Source organism: Microbacterium sp. CH12i (assembly GCF_000685355.1).
Lineage (GTDB): Bacteria > Actinomycetota > Actinomycetes > Actinomycetales > Microbacteriaceae > Microbacterium.
Genome location: NZ_JHET01000004.1, coordinates 40,408 through 56,332 on the forward strand (window position 1 = coordinate 40,408; position 15,925 = coordinate 56,332).

The 15,925-nt window shown below is 62.7% G+C and carries 8 protein-coding genes and 7 pseudogenes; 3 read left to right on the forward strand and 12 right to left on the reverse strand.

Going from position 1 to position 15,925, the window contains the following annotated elements:
• Positions 1-62 precede the first annotated feature (62 nt).
• From DC31_RS05230 to lepA, 12 genes and pseudogenes are all read right to left on the reverse strand, one after another.
• Positions 63-998 (reverse strand): NADP-dependent oxidoreductase, encoded by a 936-nt coding sequence (locus DC31_RS05230; protein WP_036277843.1) that lies wholly within the window; start codon positions 996-998, stop codon positions 63-65.
• Between the two features lies 1 nt (position 999).
• A pseudogene (gene era / locus DC31_RS05235) lies at positions 1,000-1,895 on the reverse strand (GTPase Era).
• Positions 1,888-3,162 (reverse strand): hemolysin family protein, encoded by a 1,275-nt coding sequence (locus DC31_RS05240; RefSeq protein ID WP_036277846.1) that lies wholly within the window; start codon positions 3,160-3,162, stop codon positions 1,888-1,890. The pseudogene era and the gene DC31_RS05240 overlap by 8 nt, the downstream one beginning before the upstream one ends.
• A complete protein-coding gene (ybeY, locus tag DC31_RS05245) occupies positions 3,162-3,620 on the reverse strand; it encodes an rRNA maturation RNase YbeY (protein ID WP_036277849.1) in 459 nt (152 codons plus the stop codon). The genes DC31_RS05240 and ybeY overlap by 1 nt, the downstream gene beginning before the upstream one ends.
• Positions 3,614-4,717, reverse strand: a complete 1,104-nt coding sequence (locus DC31_RS05250) for a PhoH family protein (protein WP_051606449.1) — start codon at positions 4,715-4,717, stop codon at positions 3,614-3,616. The genes ybeY and DC31_RS05250 overlap by 7 nt, the downstream gene beginning before the upstream one ends.
• A pseudogene (locus DC31_RS05255) lies at positions 4,710-5,056 on the reverse strand (HIT domain-containing protein). The gene DC31_RS05250 and the pseudogene DC31_RS05255 overlap by 8 nt, the downstream one beginning before the upstream one ends.
• Before the next feature lie 64 nt (positions 5,057-5,120).
• Positions 5,121-5,848: pseudogene (locus DC31_RS05260) on the reverse strand (16S rRNA (uracil(1498)-N(3))-methyltransferase).
• Positions 5,849-5,864: 16 nt separating this feature from the next.
• Positions 5,865-6,980, reverse strand: coding sequence for a molecular chaperone DnaJ (gene dnaJ, locus DC31_RS05265; RefSeq protein ID WP_036278268.1), 1,116 nt, complete (start codon positions 6,978-6,980; stop codon positions 5,865-5,867).
• A 40-nt stretch (positions 6,981-7,020) separates the two neighbouring features.
• Positions 7,021-8,054 (reverse strand): annotated as a pseudogene (gene hrcA / locus DC31_RS05270) (heat-inducible transcriptional repressor HrcA).
• A gap of 66 nt (positions 8,055-8,120) precedes the next feature.
• Positions 8,121-9,337 (reverse strand): annotated as a pseudogene (hemW, locus tag DC31_RS05275) (radical SAM family heme chaperone HemW).
• The gene (locus DC31_RS05280; RefSeq protein ID WP_036277850.1) at positions 9,337-9,990 is read right to left on the reverse strand and encodes a DUF1990 family protein; all 654 of its coding nucleotides are present in this window, start codon (positions 9,988-9,990) and stop codon (positions 9,337-9,339) included. Before DC31_RS05280 ends, hemW begins: the two are co-directional and overlap by 1 nt.
• Before the next feature lie 61 nt (positions 9,991-10,051).
• Positions 10,052-11,899: pseudogene (gene lepA / locus DC31_RS05285) on the reverse strand (translation elongation factor 4).
• A gap of 208 nt (positions 11,900-12,107) precedes the next feature.
• On the opposite strand from lepA, the gene DC31_RS05290 reads away from it, so the two are divergent.
• The 3 genes and pseudogenes from DC31_RS05290 (at position 12,108) to DC31_RS05300 (ending at position 15,920) form a co-directional block, all read left to right on the forward strand.
• Positions 12,108-13,091 carry an ABC transporter permease gene (locus DC31_RS05290; protein WP_036278270.1) on the forward strand — a complete coding sequence of 328 codons (984 nt, stop codon included), beginning with the start codon at positions 12,108-12,110 and terminating at the stop codon, positions 13,089-13,091.
• A gap of 2 nt (positions 13,092-13,093) precedes the next feature.
• A complete protein-coding gene (locus DC31_RS05295; RefSeq protein WP_051606453.1) occupies positions 13,094-13,996 on the forward strand; it encodes an ABC transporter permease in 903 nt (300 codons plus the stop codon).
• Positions 13,993-15,920, forward strand: a pseudogene (locus DC31_RS05300) (ABC transporter ATP-binding protein). Before DC31_RS05295 ends, DC31_RS05300 begins: the two are co-directional and overlap by 4 nt.
• The last annotated feature ends 5 nt before the right edge of the window (positions 15,921-15,925 follow it).

Below are 15,925 nucleotides of genomic sequence, written 5' to 3' on the forward strand. Positions count from 1 at the left end.
AAGAAGCAGACCGCCGATAGGCATGGCATCAGAGTACACCCGCGCATGCAGCTCTCGCCAAATCACGGGATCAGCGCGATCTTCCCACCCGGATGCCCCGTGGCGAGGAACTGCACGGCATCGAGTGCCTTCGACAGTGGATACGTGCGAGCGACGGGCACCTCGAGGAGACCCTGTTGCGCGAGTTCCGCGAGTTCACCGCGGATGCCGTCACGGAAGCGTGTGCTCTCCGGCAGCGATCCGACGATCCAGCGAATGCCATCCCGTTCAGCGCGAGCCAACGCGGCAATCGTGACGATGCAATTTCGGTCACCCACCAGTTCCAGCGACACATCGACGGCTTCGTCTGTGCCGACGGCATCCAACGCGGCGACGATTGGTGAATCGGTGGCGGCGCGCACTCGCTCGACGAGTCCCGGGCCATACTCAACGGGGATGCCGCCGAAACGGCGCACCTCGTCGAATCGCGACGAACTGGCCGTGCCGATGACGCGGATGCCACGGTGCAGGGCCTGTTGCAACACACTCACACCTACGGCGCCGGATGCGCCGTGCAGCAGAATCGTCTCGCCGGTCTGGGCTCCGGTGACCGACAGCATCTCCGCGGCCGTGGTGCCCGCGAGAAACAGGTTGGCAGCAGCCGCGTGCGTGAGCGGCGTCGGCTTTGCAAACGCTTTGTCGGCAGGGATCGTAAGTTCGGTAGCGTAGCCACCCCGAACGCGGAATGCGATGACCTCGTCCCCTACCTCTGCACGACCCGAACCGATCACGGTGTCTGGGCCCATCGCGATGATCTCACCCGAGATCTCATAGCCGATCGGCACGGGGAATTCCACGCCCGCGCGCGCACCAGCGACGTGCTTGTAGTCGGCCGGGTTCATGCCTGCCGCATGCACTCGAACAGTGATCTCGCCGCGATTCGGTGTCGGCACGTCGTAGTCGACGAACTCCCACCCATCCGGTGTGCCCGGCTTCGCCGCGATCCAGTGCTTGGCCATCTCAGAAGCCGAGCTTGCCCAGCTGCTTCGGGTCGCGCTGCCATTCCTTCGCGACCTTCACGTGCAGGGCAAGGAACACACGGGTCCCGAGCAGCTCTTCGATACCGACGCGGGCACGCTTGCCGACATCCGCGAGGCGCGAGCCTTGTGGCCGATGATGATCGCCTTCTGGCTGTCGCGCTCGACGACGATCTGCGCGTGCACGTCGGTGAGGTCAGTGCCCTCACGCGGGGCGATGTCGTCGATGACGACGGCGATCGAGTGCGGCAGCTCGTCACGCACACCCTCGAGGGATGCCTCACGAATCATTTCCGCAATTCGATCCTCGACGGACTCATCCGTCGTGATGCCCTCCGGGTACAGAGCCGGGCCCTTCGGCATCAGTCCGAGCACCTCGTCGGTCAGCACATCGAGCTGCTCGCGGGTCAGCGCGGAAAGGGGGATGACGGCATCCCAGTCTTCGCGCAGCGCATCCACCTCGATGAGACGCGCAGTGATCTGGTCACGTTCGGCGATGTCGGTCTTCGTGACGATCGCGATCTTCTTTGCCCGCGGGTAACCGTCGAGAGATGCGGCGATCCGGCGGTCGCCAGGACCGACCTTTTCGGTCGCCGGCACACAGAACCCGATGACGTCGACGTCGCCGAGCACCTGCTCGACGAGGTCATTCAGCCGCTCACCCAGCAGCGTGCGGGGTTTGTGGATACCTGGAGTGTCAACGATCACGAGCTGACCGGCCGGGCGATTCAGGATGCCGCGGATCGCGCGCCTGGTCGTCTGCGGCTTCGCACTCGTGATCGCGATCTTCTCGCCGACCAGCGCATTTGTCAGCGTGGACTTTCCGACGTTCGGGCGACCGACGAAGGTCACGAATCCGCTGCGGGTGGGCTCAGTCATCGTCTGTCTCCTCTTTTGCGCCTGCGGCGCGTTCCACGAATACCGTGGCAATACCTCGTCCACGACCGCGCGATGCGCCGCCGGTGAGAACCAATCCCTCGATCTTGGCCGTAACACCAGGCTGCGGCACCTGGTCCACAGCCTTGCTGAGCAGTCCGCCGATCGAATCGACGTCCTCATCTTCAAGCTCGATGCCGAACAGATCGCCCACATCGTCGAGCGACAGTCGAGCGCTGACGCGATACCGGCCGTCGCCGAGATCGACGACCTCGGCCGCGGCATGATCGTACTCGTCAGAGATCTCGCCGACGAGCTCTTCGATCAGGTCCTCCAGCGTGACGAGACCAGAGATGCCGCCGTGTTCATCGATCACGAGACACACGTGCACGGCATCCCGTTTCATCTGCTGCAGCAGAGTCTCGGCCCGCATCGACTCCGGAACGAAGGTCGCCGGCCGCGAGATCGGGCGAATGGATGCCGTGCGCCATGCCGTCTCGTCTCGATAGGCGAACTGCACCAAGTCCTTGAGATATAGGACGCCCACCACGTCATCCGCTTCGTCATCGACCACCGGCATCCGAGAGACACCACGATTGAGGAACAGCGCCATCGCCTCGTCGGTCGTGGCGTCAGCATCCACCGTCACCATCTCAGTGCGCGGCACCATCACGGCACGAACGAACTGATCGGTGAAGTCGAAAACCGAGTGGATCAGGTCGCGATCATCTTGCTCGATGAGGTCGTTGGAGGCGGCCTCGTCGACCATGCTGAGCAGCTGGTCTTCAGAGGCAAACGAACTGCGCCCGGCGCCCGGCGTGACCTTGTTACTGACCAGAACGAGCCCCTGCGCGAGCGGGCCGAGCAACATGCGCAACGTGCGCACGATCGACGCTGTGGTGCGGATTATCGCCTCGGAATGCTGCCGTCCAAACGATCGCGGACTCGCCCCGACGAGCACGAATGTGATCACCGTCATCAGGATCGCGGCCGCCAGCATCGCCCACCAGATGTTCTCGAACACAATCGTGAACGCGGCCGTGACGAGCACGGCCGCAGTGACCTCGACGAGAACTCGAATGAAAGAGATCGCGTTGACGTGGGCATCGAGATCATCACCGATGCGCTCGAGTGACTTCTTCTTTCGCCCTTCGGTCGCCATATCGGCGAGATCCGCGCGGGACGTGACACCGTAAGCCGCATCGATGGCGGCAGTCAAACCGCCGAGCACGAGAAGTACTGCGGCAAGTAGGAGAAGTATCGCTGTCATCAGCGGCTGTCAGCGCGTGCGAAGCCCTGGATGAGTTCCTTCTGCAGTCCGAACATCTCACGCTCCTCTTCGGGTTCGGCGTGGTCGAATCCGAGCAGATGCAGCAGCCCGTGCGTGGTCAGCAAGATGAGCTCATCCATCAGCGTGTGGCCGGCCGCCTGTGCCTGTGTCTCTGCGACCTGCGGGCACAGTACGATATCGCCGAGAAGTCCGGGAGCCGTTGGATGATCTTCGCTACCGGGGCGTAGCTCGTCCATCGGGAAACTCAGCACGTCGGTCGGGCCCGGCTCATCCATCCACTGCACGTGGAGCGCTTCCATGGCACCCTCGTCCACAAGAACGATCGCAACCTCCGCATCGACGCTGACATGCAGCTGAGCAAGGTTGAAATCTGTGAGTCGCTGCAGAACAGTCTCGTCGATGTCGATGGCGGATTCGTTGTTGATCTCGATCATGATGAGTGTCCTCGTTTCGGCGAGCGATCTCTCGGGCCCGGACGCAATGCACCGCGGCGCTCGGCGCGACTTGCGAACTCAGACGCCTGCTCGCGTTCGTGCCGGGCGGCTGTGCGCTGCTCGTCGTATTGGCTGTAGGCGTCGACGATCCGGCCGACCAGCGAATGGCGCACGACGTCGTCGCTGGTGAGTCGGGAGAAGTGGATGGCGTCAATGTTGTCAAGCACGCGGGTGACGAGGCGAAGCCCGGAGGCGCCCTGGGGCAGGTCGACCTGGGTGATGTCGCCGGTGACCACCATCTTCGTACCGAACCCGAGGCGAGTGAGGAACATCTTCATCTGCTCAGGCGTGGTGTTCTGCGCCTCATCGAGCACGACGAACGAGTCGTTCAGCGTGCGACCTCGCATGTACGCCAATGGTGCGACCTCGATCGTGCCCGCTGCCATGAGCCGCGGAACGATCTCGGGGTCCATCATTTCGTTGAGCGCGTCGTAAAGCGGGCGCAGGTACGGGTCAATCTTGTCGTTCAGCGTGCCGGGGAGAAATCCGAGCCGCTCCCCTGCCTCGACTGCCGGACGCGTGAGGATGATGCGGGTGACCTCTTTGCGCTGGAGAGCCTGAACGGCCTTCGCCATCGCGAGATAGGTCTTTCCTGTGCCGGCGGGGCCGATGCCGAAGGTGATCGTGTTCTCTTCGATCGCGTCAACATATTCCTTCTGGCCGACCGTCTTCGGACGGATCACCTTGCCGCGCGTCGACAGGATCGCTTCACCAAGTACTTCGCTCGGGCGCGGTCCGCCCTCCTGACGAAGGATGTGTGCGGAGCTTGCGACGTCGCTCGGGGCGAGGTCTTGGCCTTCCCTGGTCATTGTGATCAGTTCCTCCACCAGATCTTTCGCCGAAGCGACGTGCTCTGCGGCTCCGACAAGCGTGATTTCGTTGCCACGAGCGTGCACTTGGACGTCTGGATGCTGCTTCTCCATCATCTTGAGCAGACGGTCCTGTGGACCGAGCAACCGCACCATCGCGATGCCGTCGACATAGATCCGTTCGGTGACGGATTTCAGTTCGGGGACGTCGCTCTCTTCGGAGTCAGGCACCGACGCTCTTCTCCGTCAGGCCGCCAGCAAGATGTGTCCGTGCACGTGCGCCACGGTTTGGCCGGCGTTCGCACCGGTGTTGAACACGAGCCGAAAGTCTCCGTCTGCGTGGTCTTCAGCGAGCTGCTTTGCGAAGGCGATGAGCTCTGCGAGCAGTTCTGGGTCACCGGCTGCGAGTTCGACGACGTTGCGATATTCCTCGGTCTTAGGAATCGCGAGAAGGTGAACCGGTGCCTGCGGCGCAATGTCACGCAGCGCGAAAAACTTGCCAGTGGACGCAACGATCTCGCCGGGGATGTCACCGTTGAGGATGCGGGTGAAGATCGAAGGTTCGGTCATGGTTCCAGTCTAGCCGCGGCGTTCCTGGCGGTCTGCGGCTGCTGGCTCCGCCGCGCGACGAGGCTCACCAGCGCCCGAGCGCCGCCGACAGCACGGCTATCGCTGCAGGACCTGCAGTCGAAGTACGCAAGACCGTGTTGCCTAAAAAACGACGCGCTCAGCCCCTGCCGCCTCGAACTTCTCAAGTTCCTCGGGCGAGATCCCGCCTTCTGGGCCGACGACCAGGACAATGTCGCGCTCATCGCCTGTGATCGACGACAGCCGCGTGGTCGCGGTCGGATCGAGCACCAGCATCCGACGGCCTTCGGCATAGGCGACGAGTTGCGCAGTCGTCAACGGCTCAGCGACCTCCGGAACCCACGCACGATGCGCCTGCTTGGCGGCTTCGCGAACGATCGTCGCCCAGCGCTCGCGTCCCTTGACAGCCTTCGGACCCTCCCAGCGCGAAACACTGCGCGATGCCTGCCACGGCACGATCTCATCGACGCCAAGCTCACACGCGGCCTGCACCGCGAGCTCATCTCGGTCGCCCTTCGCGAGCGCCTGCACCAGCACCAGACGGGTGGAGGGCTCGTCAGCCTCAGAACGGCCCGTGATCTCGACATCAACCCGCGACGCCGAGACATCAGCAACTGCGCCCTCGAGCCAGACGCCAGAACCGTCGCCGACGCTGACCGCTTCGCCGATGCGAAGACGGCGAACGACCGCGGCATGCTTCGCTTCCGCTCCAGTCAGCGAAACAATATCGCCGACGGAGGCTGATGACGCGCTTGGAACGAGAAAGTGCAGCACAGTGGACCCCTCCGGATCAGTGGCGGAAACGGTCGCGCAGCTTCGAGAACAGCCCCTGCTGGAACTGTGCGAGCTGCGGAGCCGGCGCTTTGGTCTTCTTCGCGAAGTCTTCGATCAGCGCGCGCTGAGCCGAGTCCAACCTCGACGGAGTGACAACCTGTACGCCGACTTTCAAGTCGCCCCGCTGGGTGCCGCGCAACGGCGTGATGCCGCGACCCTTGATCGTCAGAATGTCGCCAGACTGCACGCCGGGACGGATCTCAAGATCGACCTTGCCGTCCAGTCCGTCAATCGATGTCTCGGTGCCAAGGATGGCATCTGACATTGCCACCTCGAGCGTCGCGAGCAGATCATCGCCGTCACGGCTATACATTGCGTGCGGCGAGACGGTGACCTCGACGTACAGGTCGCCATTCGGTCCGCCGGCCTTGCCGACTTCACCAGAGCCAGGAAGCTGAAGACGCAGTCCGGTCTCGACGCCCGCGGGGATGTCGAGCGAAACGGTGCGACGCGAGCGAACGCGTCCCTGCCCGCCACACGTGCCGCACGGGTGCGGGATCGTCGTGCCGTAGCCCTCGCAGCTGCCGCAGGGCTGCGACGTGACTACGTTTCCAAGCAGACTGCGCACCTGGCGCTGCACATGCCCGCTGCCGTGGCAGATGTCGCAGGTGACCGGAGACGTGCCAGCCTGAGTGCACGATCCCTGACAGGTCTCGCAGAGCACGGCCGTGTCCACTTCGATGTCGCGGTGTGCGCCGAAGACCACATCTCCGAGGTCGAGAGTGACCCGCACGAGTGCGTCTTGACCGCGCTCACGACGCGAACGCGGACGACCACCTCGGCCGCCTCCCTGCGCAGCGCCGAAGAACGTCTCGAAGATGTCGCCGAAGCCACCGAAACCCCCGAAGTCACCACCTGAGGCGTTATCTCCGCCGCCCATGTCGTAGCGGCGACGAGAGTCGTCGTCGCTGAGCACGTCGTAGGCGTGCGTGACGAGCTTGAACTTCTCAGAAGCGTCATCACCCGGATTCACGTCCGGGTGCAACTGACGTGCAAGCTTTCGATATGCCTTCTTGATCTCGTCCGTTGTCGCGTCACGCGACACTCCGAGAACCTCATAGTGGTCCGCCACAATCACCTTTCTGCGTGTGTGTGCTGTTGCGCGATCCGCCTTAGCGGCTCGCCTCATCTTCATCGAGCATTCGCGACAGATAGCGGGCGACGGCCCGCGCTGCGGCAAGGTTGCTCGGATAATCCATCCGGGTGGGTCCCATGACGCCCACACGTGCCGTGCCGCCTGGCGTCAGGTAGTTACTCGCGACAATGGAGCCTCCGGAAGACCGAACGGCTCATTCTCAGCGCCGATGCTGGCCGCCAGACCGTGTTCGTCTGTAACCATCTCGCTCATTAGTCGCAGCAGCGTCACCTGCTCTTCAATGGCCTCGAGCAAGGGATGGATGCTGCCACGGAAATCCTGTTCCCGACGGGCAAGTGTCGCAGCCCCCGCCATGACGAGTCGCTCATGACGGAACTCCGCGAGTTCTTCACCGATGATGCCGCCCAAAATACGCAGAGCGACATCCGTGCGCTGAGTCTCCGGCGCGATACCCAGAGCCTGCACGCGCTCTGCCGCCTCGCGCACCGACTGACCGGTGAGCAACGCGGACAATCGAGCGCGCAGCACCTCAACATCTGCGTCATCGAGGTCGAGGGGCAGACCTGCGATGCGTTGCGAAACGCCACCGGCATCCGTGACGAGTACTACGAGCAAGCGGTTCGGTGCGAGAGAAACGAGTTCGATGTGCGTCAGGTGCGCCCGCGCAAAAGACGGGTACTGAGCGAGGGCGACCTGGCCGGTAACCTGCGTCAGTACTCGCACCGTGCGCGCCATGAGGTCATCGAGGTCGGCGGGATCGGCGAGGAATGACTCAATGGCGCCGCGTTGCGCTGTCGACAGCGGGCGAAGCTGCGCGAGGTGGTTGACGAAGACGCGGTAACCCTTGTCGGTCGGCACCCGACCAGACGAGGTGTGTGGCGCCGTGATGAGCTCTTCATCTTCGAGCTGGGCCATGTCATTGCGGATCGTAGCCGCTGAAACCCCAAAGGAGTGCCGCTCGACTATAGACCTACTGCCGACGGGCTCGTGCGTGGCTACGTAGTCCTGCACGATGGCGCGAAGAACTTCCAAGCCGCGTTCGCTGACCACTTCGCACCCCCTTTGCCTGGCACTCGAATACTTCGAGTGCTAATTCTACCGATCCTTTGGACATAGTCACTCCGTCAGTTGACGGACAACCGCGTCGGCAAGCAGCCGTCCTCGCAACGTCAGCGTGATTCGGCCACGCAACGCCGCCCGAGCATCAACCATGCCGTCAGCGATGAGCCCCGCCACTCGCGTGCGGCTTTGGGCAGGAAGGTCCGCAATTGCGAGGCCTTCGCTGAGCCGGCTCTCCAGCAGCACTCGCTCGAGGAGGTGGGCTTTGGCGTCGGGCCTCTCGGTACCTGCCGCCGGTGATTCGGATGCCGCGAGCCGCTGCGCATACGCCGCCGGATGCTTCACATTCCACCAGCGAAGGCCTGCGACGTGGCTGTGGGCGCCGGGGCCGAAACCCCACCAGTCATTCCCTCGCCAGTACGCCAGGTTGTGCCGCGAGCGCTGGTCGTCGCTGCGTGCCCAGTTGCTCAGCTCGTACCATTCGAAGCCCGCTGCTGCCAGCCGCGCATCGGCAAGCTCGTACATGTCGGCCTGTAGGTCATCATCCGGCCTCGGCACCTCACCGCGGCGGATCTGACGGGCAAGCTTCGTGCCGTCCTCGATGATGAGGGCGTATGCGAGATGTGGTCAGAATCCAGTGCGAGCGCGGCATCCAGCGACGCCTCCCAATCGGCGAGCGACTCCCCCGGTGCACCGTAGATGACATCCACGCTCACCGCGAGTCCGGCATCCTTTGCAGCATCCACCGCTGTGCGTACGTTCTCGGGTCGGTGTGTGCGATCCAGCGCTGCGAGCACATGCGGCACGGCCGACTGCATTCCGATCGAAAGTCGCGTCACTCCGGCATCCGCCAGGGTCAGCGCAACCTGCGGCGTCACGGTGTCGGGATTTGCTTCGACCGTGACCTCGGCCCCGTCGGTGAGCCCGAACGCGTCCACGGCAACTGCCATCATCCGCGCGAGATCACCAGCAGGTAGCAGTGTGGGCGTTCCGCCGCCGAAGAATACGGTGTCCATCGGCCTGAGGGCGCCGGCGTCAGACAGCACTCGCTTTGCGAGCGTGATCTCAGCAGCGAGCGTGTCGGCGTAGTCCTCTTGGCGTGCGCCGCGCAGCTCGCCGGATGTGTAGGTGTTGAAGTCGCAATATCCACAGCGCACCCGACAGAAAGGGATATGCAGATACGCCGAGAAGGGAACGCTCGCGTCAATGGGAAGATCGGCGGGCAGCCGACCGTCCGACGGCGCGGGATCGCCGAGCGGGAGGGGTCCTGCCATCAGAGGGGCGTCGCGTAGAGCGGCGAGATCGCGCGAAGATAGCGGGCGAAGAGCTCTTTGCGGCGTCGCTTCACCAGGCCGGGAATGATTTTGTAGAGGGTACTCACTGGTGCATCAAACGCACGCACAGTGAACCAGACCTCGTCGCTCTCCTCGCGCCATTCGATCTCGAACAGCTCTTCGCCACTGACAACTGATCCGCCGACTGTGCCCAGCACGAAGCCGACGCGACGAGGTTCCTCAGTAACGGAGATCACACGCAACTCCGCATCGGCATGCATTCCGGCGACACGTCCGCGTAGGTGCAGCGTCATGCCCGGACCAACGAATGGTGTTCCTTCGGCGTCGAAGCGCTGTTCGACCTCACGCGTGCTCGGGGCAATAGGTGTGCCCTCGGCATCGAAACTGACGCCGGAATAGGCCGGTCCCGCCGCCGGACGCACATCTTCGACTCTGAGGTCGGCAGCACGCTGCGCCGTCCAGGACAGGAGCGCATCGCCTGCAGTGCGGAAGCGTTCTTCACCGCTGCCGAGGCGCCATGACTCCTCGGCCGGAATACTGCGTTCCGGCGGATACTGCATCAGGTCAGGGGCGTGGGTAGCCCCAACGGCGGCATAATCCACCGTTTCGTCTCGGAAAGTACCGCGCCGCATGAGATCCAGACTACTTCGGGTTACCTGAACGAACGCCCCCGCATTGCGGGAGGTCACTTCGCTATTTCTTCTCTTTGCTATCGACGTCGCCGGAGAGCGCAGCAATGAACGCCTCCTGAGGAACTTCGACTCGGCCGACCATCTTCATGCGCTTCTTGCCCTCCTTCTGCTTCTCGAGGAGTTTGCGCTTACGGCTGATGTCACCGCCGTAACACTTCGCGAGCACATCCTTGCGAAGGGCACGGATCGTCTCACGGGCAATGATGCGTGCACCGATCGCCGCCTGGATCGGCACCTCAAAGTTCTGCCGAGGAATCAGTTTGCGCAGCCGCTCGACCATCAGCGTGCCGTAGGCATAGGCCTTTTCGCGGTGCACGATAGCGCTGAACGCATCGACCTTTTCACCCTGTAGCAGCACATCGACCTTGACGAGATCGGCATCCTGCTGGCCGGAAGGTTCGTAGTCGAGGCTCGCATAGCCCTGCGTCTTCGACTTCAGCTGATCGAAGAAGTCGAACACGATCTCACCGAGAGGCATGTTGTAGCGAAGCTCAACGCGCTCCTCTGAGAAGTACTCCATCCCCAGCAGTGTGCCGCGGCGGGTCTGGCACAGCTCCATCACGGTACCGACGTAGTCCTTGGGCAGCAGGATCGCGGCCTTCACCATCGGTTCTGCGACCGAGGCGACGCGTCCGTCCGGATACTCGCTCGGGTTGGTCACCGTCACCGTTTCGCCGATGTCGGTTGTGACCTCGTAGACCACACTCGGTGCGGTCGTGATGAGGTCGAGATCGAATTCGCGCGCCAGGCGCTCGGTGATGATCTCGAGGTGCAGCAGCCCCAGGAAACCACAGCGGAAGCCAAAGCCCAGCGCCACGGAGGTCTCCGGCTCGTACACGAGAGAGGCGTCAGAGAGCTTGAGTTTGTCGAGAGCTTCACGAAGATCGCCATAGTCGCTGCCGTCAATCGGGTACAGCCCCGAGTAGACCATCGGCTTCGGATCGGTATAGCCCGGCAACGCCTGCGTGGCCGGCTTGCGGAGAGTCGTTACGGTATCGCCGACCTTGGACTGGCGCACATCTTTCACACCAGTGATGAGGTAGCCGACCTCGCCCACGCCGAGCCCCTTCGAGGGAATCGGTTCGGGCTTGAGACGCCGATTTCAAGAAGCTCGTGAGTCGCCTGCGTCGACATCATCTGGATGCGCTCGCGCGGCGACAGACTGCCGTCGATCATGCGCACGTAGGTAACGACACCGCGGTAGGCGTCATACACCGAGTCGAAGATCATCGCGCGTGCCGGGGCATCCGCATTTCCGGTCGGCGCCGGAATCTCACGGACGACGCGCTCGAGCAGTTCTTCTACACCCACGCCGGTCTTGCCGGATACGCGCAGTACGTCCTCGGGGCGCCCGCCGATAAGGTCGGCGAGCTCTTTGGCGAATTTGTCAGGGTCAGCCGCTGGCAGATCGATCTTGTTCAGCACCGGGATGATGTGGAGGTCGTTGTCCAACGCGAGATAAAGGTTCGCCAGCGTCTGCGCTTCGATTCCCTGGGCCGCGTCGACGAGCAGGATCGCGCCTTCGCAGGCTGCCAGCGACCGCGACACCTCATAGGTGAAGTCGACGTGGCGGGAGTATCGATCATGTTCAGCGCAAACGTCTCGCCGTCGAGCGCCCAGGGCATGCGCACGGCCTGGCTCTTGATCGTGATTCCACGCTCGCGCTCGATGTCCATGCGGTCGAGGTACTGAGCGCGCATATCGCGATCTGAGACGGCTCCGGTGATCTGGAGCATGCGGTCGCAAGGGTCGACTTGCCGTGATCGATGTGGGCAATGATGCAGAAATTTCGGATCTGCGAAGCCGGGGTCGCAGCAGGCGACAGCGGAGTGAGAGCGCGTGGTGACATGTCGAGACGAGTCTACGGTCAGGCGGGCCTAATCCCCGATTCCGGACGACCGATGATAGTCTCCCGAGGTTGCCTCCGCGCACAACGATGACACACGATCGGAGTGGGCGGACGTCGCACAAACAGACGGATGATGCTTGACTGTCATCCCGACCCAGCGTTGCGTCGGAAGATCCCGAGCGCGTCTGAAAAGCAGAAAGACGAAACCTTGATCAAGTACCTCATCCGCCGTACGCTCGGCTGGTTGTTGATGATCGCGGTCGCCACCAACATCACGTATTTCCTGGCTTGGGGCTTCCTCAATCCCAGAAACAACTACGTGGGTCGGCGTCCCCCGCTCAGTGACGAGCAGATCGTTAACCTCCTCGAACCGCGTAACCTCAGCGACACCGTGCCGATCTGGGAGCGTTGGTGGAACTGGATTACCGGCATCGTCCTGCGTTGGGACTGGGGTGTGAGCCCCACCGGCGGTTCGGTGAACGAGCAGGTCGCCTACCGGATGTGGGTCAGCGCAGAGCTCGTTCTTGGCGCGACGATCATCATGACGATTCTCGGCATCGCGCTCGGCGTCTACACGGCATCACGGCAGTACAAGCTCGCTGACCGGATCGGTCAGGCCACATCGATCATCACGATGAACGTCAACATCATCGTGGCTGCGCTCGGCATCGTGCTGCTCGCCATTGCGTTCAACGACCTCGTCGGCGTTCGAGTGTTCTATGTCACCGGATCCTCCAGCCAGGGTGTGGAGGGGTTCTTCCCCGTCCTGCTCGACACACTCCAACACCTGACGCTCCCCACCATCGGGCTTGTGATCGTCGGTTACGCCGGCACCCACTTCCTGCAGCGATCCCTGCTCCTGGACAACATCAACGCTGACTACGTCCGCACCGCTCGCGCGAAGGGGCTCACCAAGCCGCAGGCGATTCGCAAGCACGCCCTTCGCACCTCGCTCATTCCCGTCGCAACGCAGGTCGCTTTCAGCATCCCCGCGGTGTTCACCGGCGCGATCCTCACCGAGACGATCTTCGCCTGGAACGGCATGGGCAAGTACTTCATTGAGACGATCGTCAAGAGTGACATTCACGGTGTGGTGGCCACCGCCGCCTTCGCCGGTCTCCTGACCGCACTCGGAGCGATCCTGTCCGACGTCGTGGTCGTTGTCCTCGACCCACGAGTGAGGGTGAACTGAGCATGACTATCGAAAAGCCCGAAACCGCCACGCTCGAAGACCACAAGCCGCTTTCGAAGTGGAGCCTGTACACCCGCCGGTTCATGCGCAACAAGCCAGCGGTCGGTGGCGTCATCATCTTCGTCGCCTTGGTGCTCTTTGCGATCATCGCACCGCTCATCGCGAAGTACGACCACGTAGAACTCGACTTCCTGAACCTGGGCACGCCGCCGTCCGCCGAGCACTGGTTCGGAACAACAGCCTCCGGCAACGACACGTTCGCTCAAACTGCGATCGGTCTGCAGCGCTCGCTCATGATCGCCGTCACTGTTTCGGTCGGAACAACGATCCTTTCCGCTCTCATCGGCACTGCGGCCGCCTACTTCGGTGGCTGGACTGAGAAGATCACGCTCCTTGTGATCCACTTCATGATGGTGATCCCGAGCTTCCTGATCCTCTCGCTGCTGTCTAACCGCTCAGGTGGTGACTGGCGCATAATCGCGTTGATCATGATCTTCGTCGTTGGTTGGTACTTCCCGGCCCGCGTGATCTGGACGACGGCATTGTCGCTGCGCGAGCGCGAGTACATTCACGCCGCTCGCTACATGGGCGTGCGCGGAATGACGATCGTGATGCGTCACCTGCTGCCGAACATCGGCTCACTGCTGGTGATCAACTTCACGCTCGGCATCGTCGGCGCGGTCATGGCTGAGACCGGCCTGTCGTTCATCGGGTTCGGTGTGAAGATTCCGGATGTCTCACTGGGATCGCTCATCGGCTCCGGCGCAAACACCATCACGAGTGCCCCGTGGCTGTTCTACTTTCCCGCCGGCGCCCTTACTCTGCTCACCGTTTCTATGGCGCTCGTCGCCGATGGACTGCGTGACGCCCTTGATCCCACTTCAGCAGCGGGAGGCCGCGCATGAGCAATATTCTCTCCGTCCGCGACCTCAAGGTCACCTTCGCCTCCGAAGCGGGACGCGTCGATGCCGTTCGCGGTGTCTCTTTCGACATCGAGCAGAGCAAGACCCTCGGAATCGTCGGCGAGTCAGGTTCCGGTAAGTCCGTCACGTCTCTGGCGATCATGGGTCTCCTTGACGAGAACGCCAAGGTGACCGGCTCGATCATCTACGACGGCCAAGAACTGCTCGGCAAGTCCGACAAGCAGATGTCAGTGATCCGCGGCAACGGCCTCGCGATGATCTTCCAGGATCCGCTCACCTCACTCACCCCGGTCTTCACTATCGGCGACCAGCTCATCGAGGCGCTCACGATTCACCGTGGCATGTCGAAGAAGCAGGCCTGGGACCGCGCGATCGAGTTGCTCACGCTCGTCGGCATCACTGAGCCCGAAAAGCGCATGAAGGGCTTCCCGCACGAGTTCTCCGGCGGTATGCGTCAGCGCGTCGTCATCGCGATTGCGATGGCCAACAACCCCAAGCTCATCATCGCTGACGAGCCGACGACGGCACTGGATGTCACAATCCAGGCGCAGATCCTCGACCTCATCGAGAAGGCTCAAAGCGAGACCGGTGCGGCGACGCTCATGATCACGCACGACATGGGAGTCGTTGCCAGAATGGCCGACGATGTGCTGGTGATGTATGCCGGAAAGCCGGTGGAGCAGGCTCCGGTTCACGAACTGTTCCATGCGACGCGGATGCCGTATTCGATCGGTCTGCTCGGTGCGATCCCCCGCGTGGACAAGAAAGAGAAACAACCTCTCACCCCGATCAAGGGCAACCCTCCGCTGCTGATCAACCTCCCGGACGCGTGCCCGTTCGCGGACCGCTGCCCGATCGTGATCAGCGCCTGCCGCGACGGCGAACCACCGCTCGCTGAGGTGCCATCGGCATCTGGCGTGCAGCACAAGGCAGCCTGCATCCGCTCGCACGAGATCGACGAAAACGGTCTCATCGATGGCCACCCCGTCTACCCGGTGCGCGAGGTTGTAGAGAGTGTGCTGAACCTCGTGCCGCGCGAGCAGCGCAGTATCACCCTCGAAGTGCAGAACTTGAACAAGACCTTCCCGCTGTCGAAGGGTGCGTTCTTCAAGCGCAAGGTCGTGACGTTCACGCCGTCAAGAACGTCACCTTCGACGTGCGTGAGGGCGAGACGATGGCGATCGTCGGTGAGTCTGGTTCCGGCAAGACGACGACCCTGCTCCAGATCATGGATCTGGTCAAGCAGCAGGATGGCGACATCATCATCAACGGTACGAGCGTCAACGACATTCGCAGCCACAGTGTCGAACGCCAGGTGCGTCGTGATATCCAGATCGTCTTCCAAGACCCGATGGGCGCTCTTGACCCCCGTATGACGGTGGCAGACATCATCGCCGAACCGTTGAAGGCGATCGGCACGAAGCGCGACGAGGCCCATCGCCGCGTGAAAGAGCTCATGGACCTGGTCGGGCTCAACCCTGCCCACATCGACCGATTCCCCGGAGCGTTCTCCGGTGGCCAGCGCCAGCGCATCGGGATCGCGCGCGCACTGTCGACCAACCCCAAGGTCATCGTTCTCGACGAGCCGGTCTCCGCGCTCGACGTGTCGATCCAGGCGGGTGTAATCAACCTGCTGGATGATCTGAAGGCCAAGCTCGGCGTGTCGTACCTGTTCGTCGCGCACGATTTGTCGGTGGTCCGCCACATCGCCGACCGCGTTGCGGTGATGTATCTCGGTGAGTTTGTGGAGCACGGCGATGTCGACGACATCTTCGAAAATCCGCAGCATCCGTACACAAGAGCGTTGCTCTCGGCGATCCCGATTCCTGATCCGGATATCGAGCGCACGAGGGAACGGATCGTGTTCGAACCGACGTCGGCTCAGCCTGAGGTTTCCTCGGCCTGAGGTTT

Bases quoted from the DNA above. Each gene is read 5' to 3' on its own strand.
- DC31_RS05240 (WP_036277846.1), bottom strand. From the start codon at position 3,162: ATGACAGCGATACTTCTCCTACTTGCCGCAGTACTTCTCGTGCTCGGC.
- DC31_RS05230 (WP_036277843.1), bottom strand. From the start codon at position 998: ATGGCCAAGCACTGGATCGCGGCGAAGCCGGGCACACCGGATGGGTGG.
- DC31_RS05295 (WP_051606453.1), top strand. From the start codon at position 13,094: ATGACTATCGAAAAGCCCGAAACCGCCACGCTCGAAGACCACAAGCCG.
- DC31_RS05280 (WP_036277850.1), bottom strand. From the start codon at position 9,990: ATGCGGCGCGGTACTTTCCGAGACGAAACGGTGGATTATGCCGCCGTT.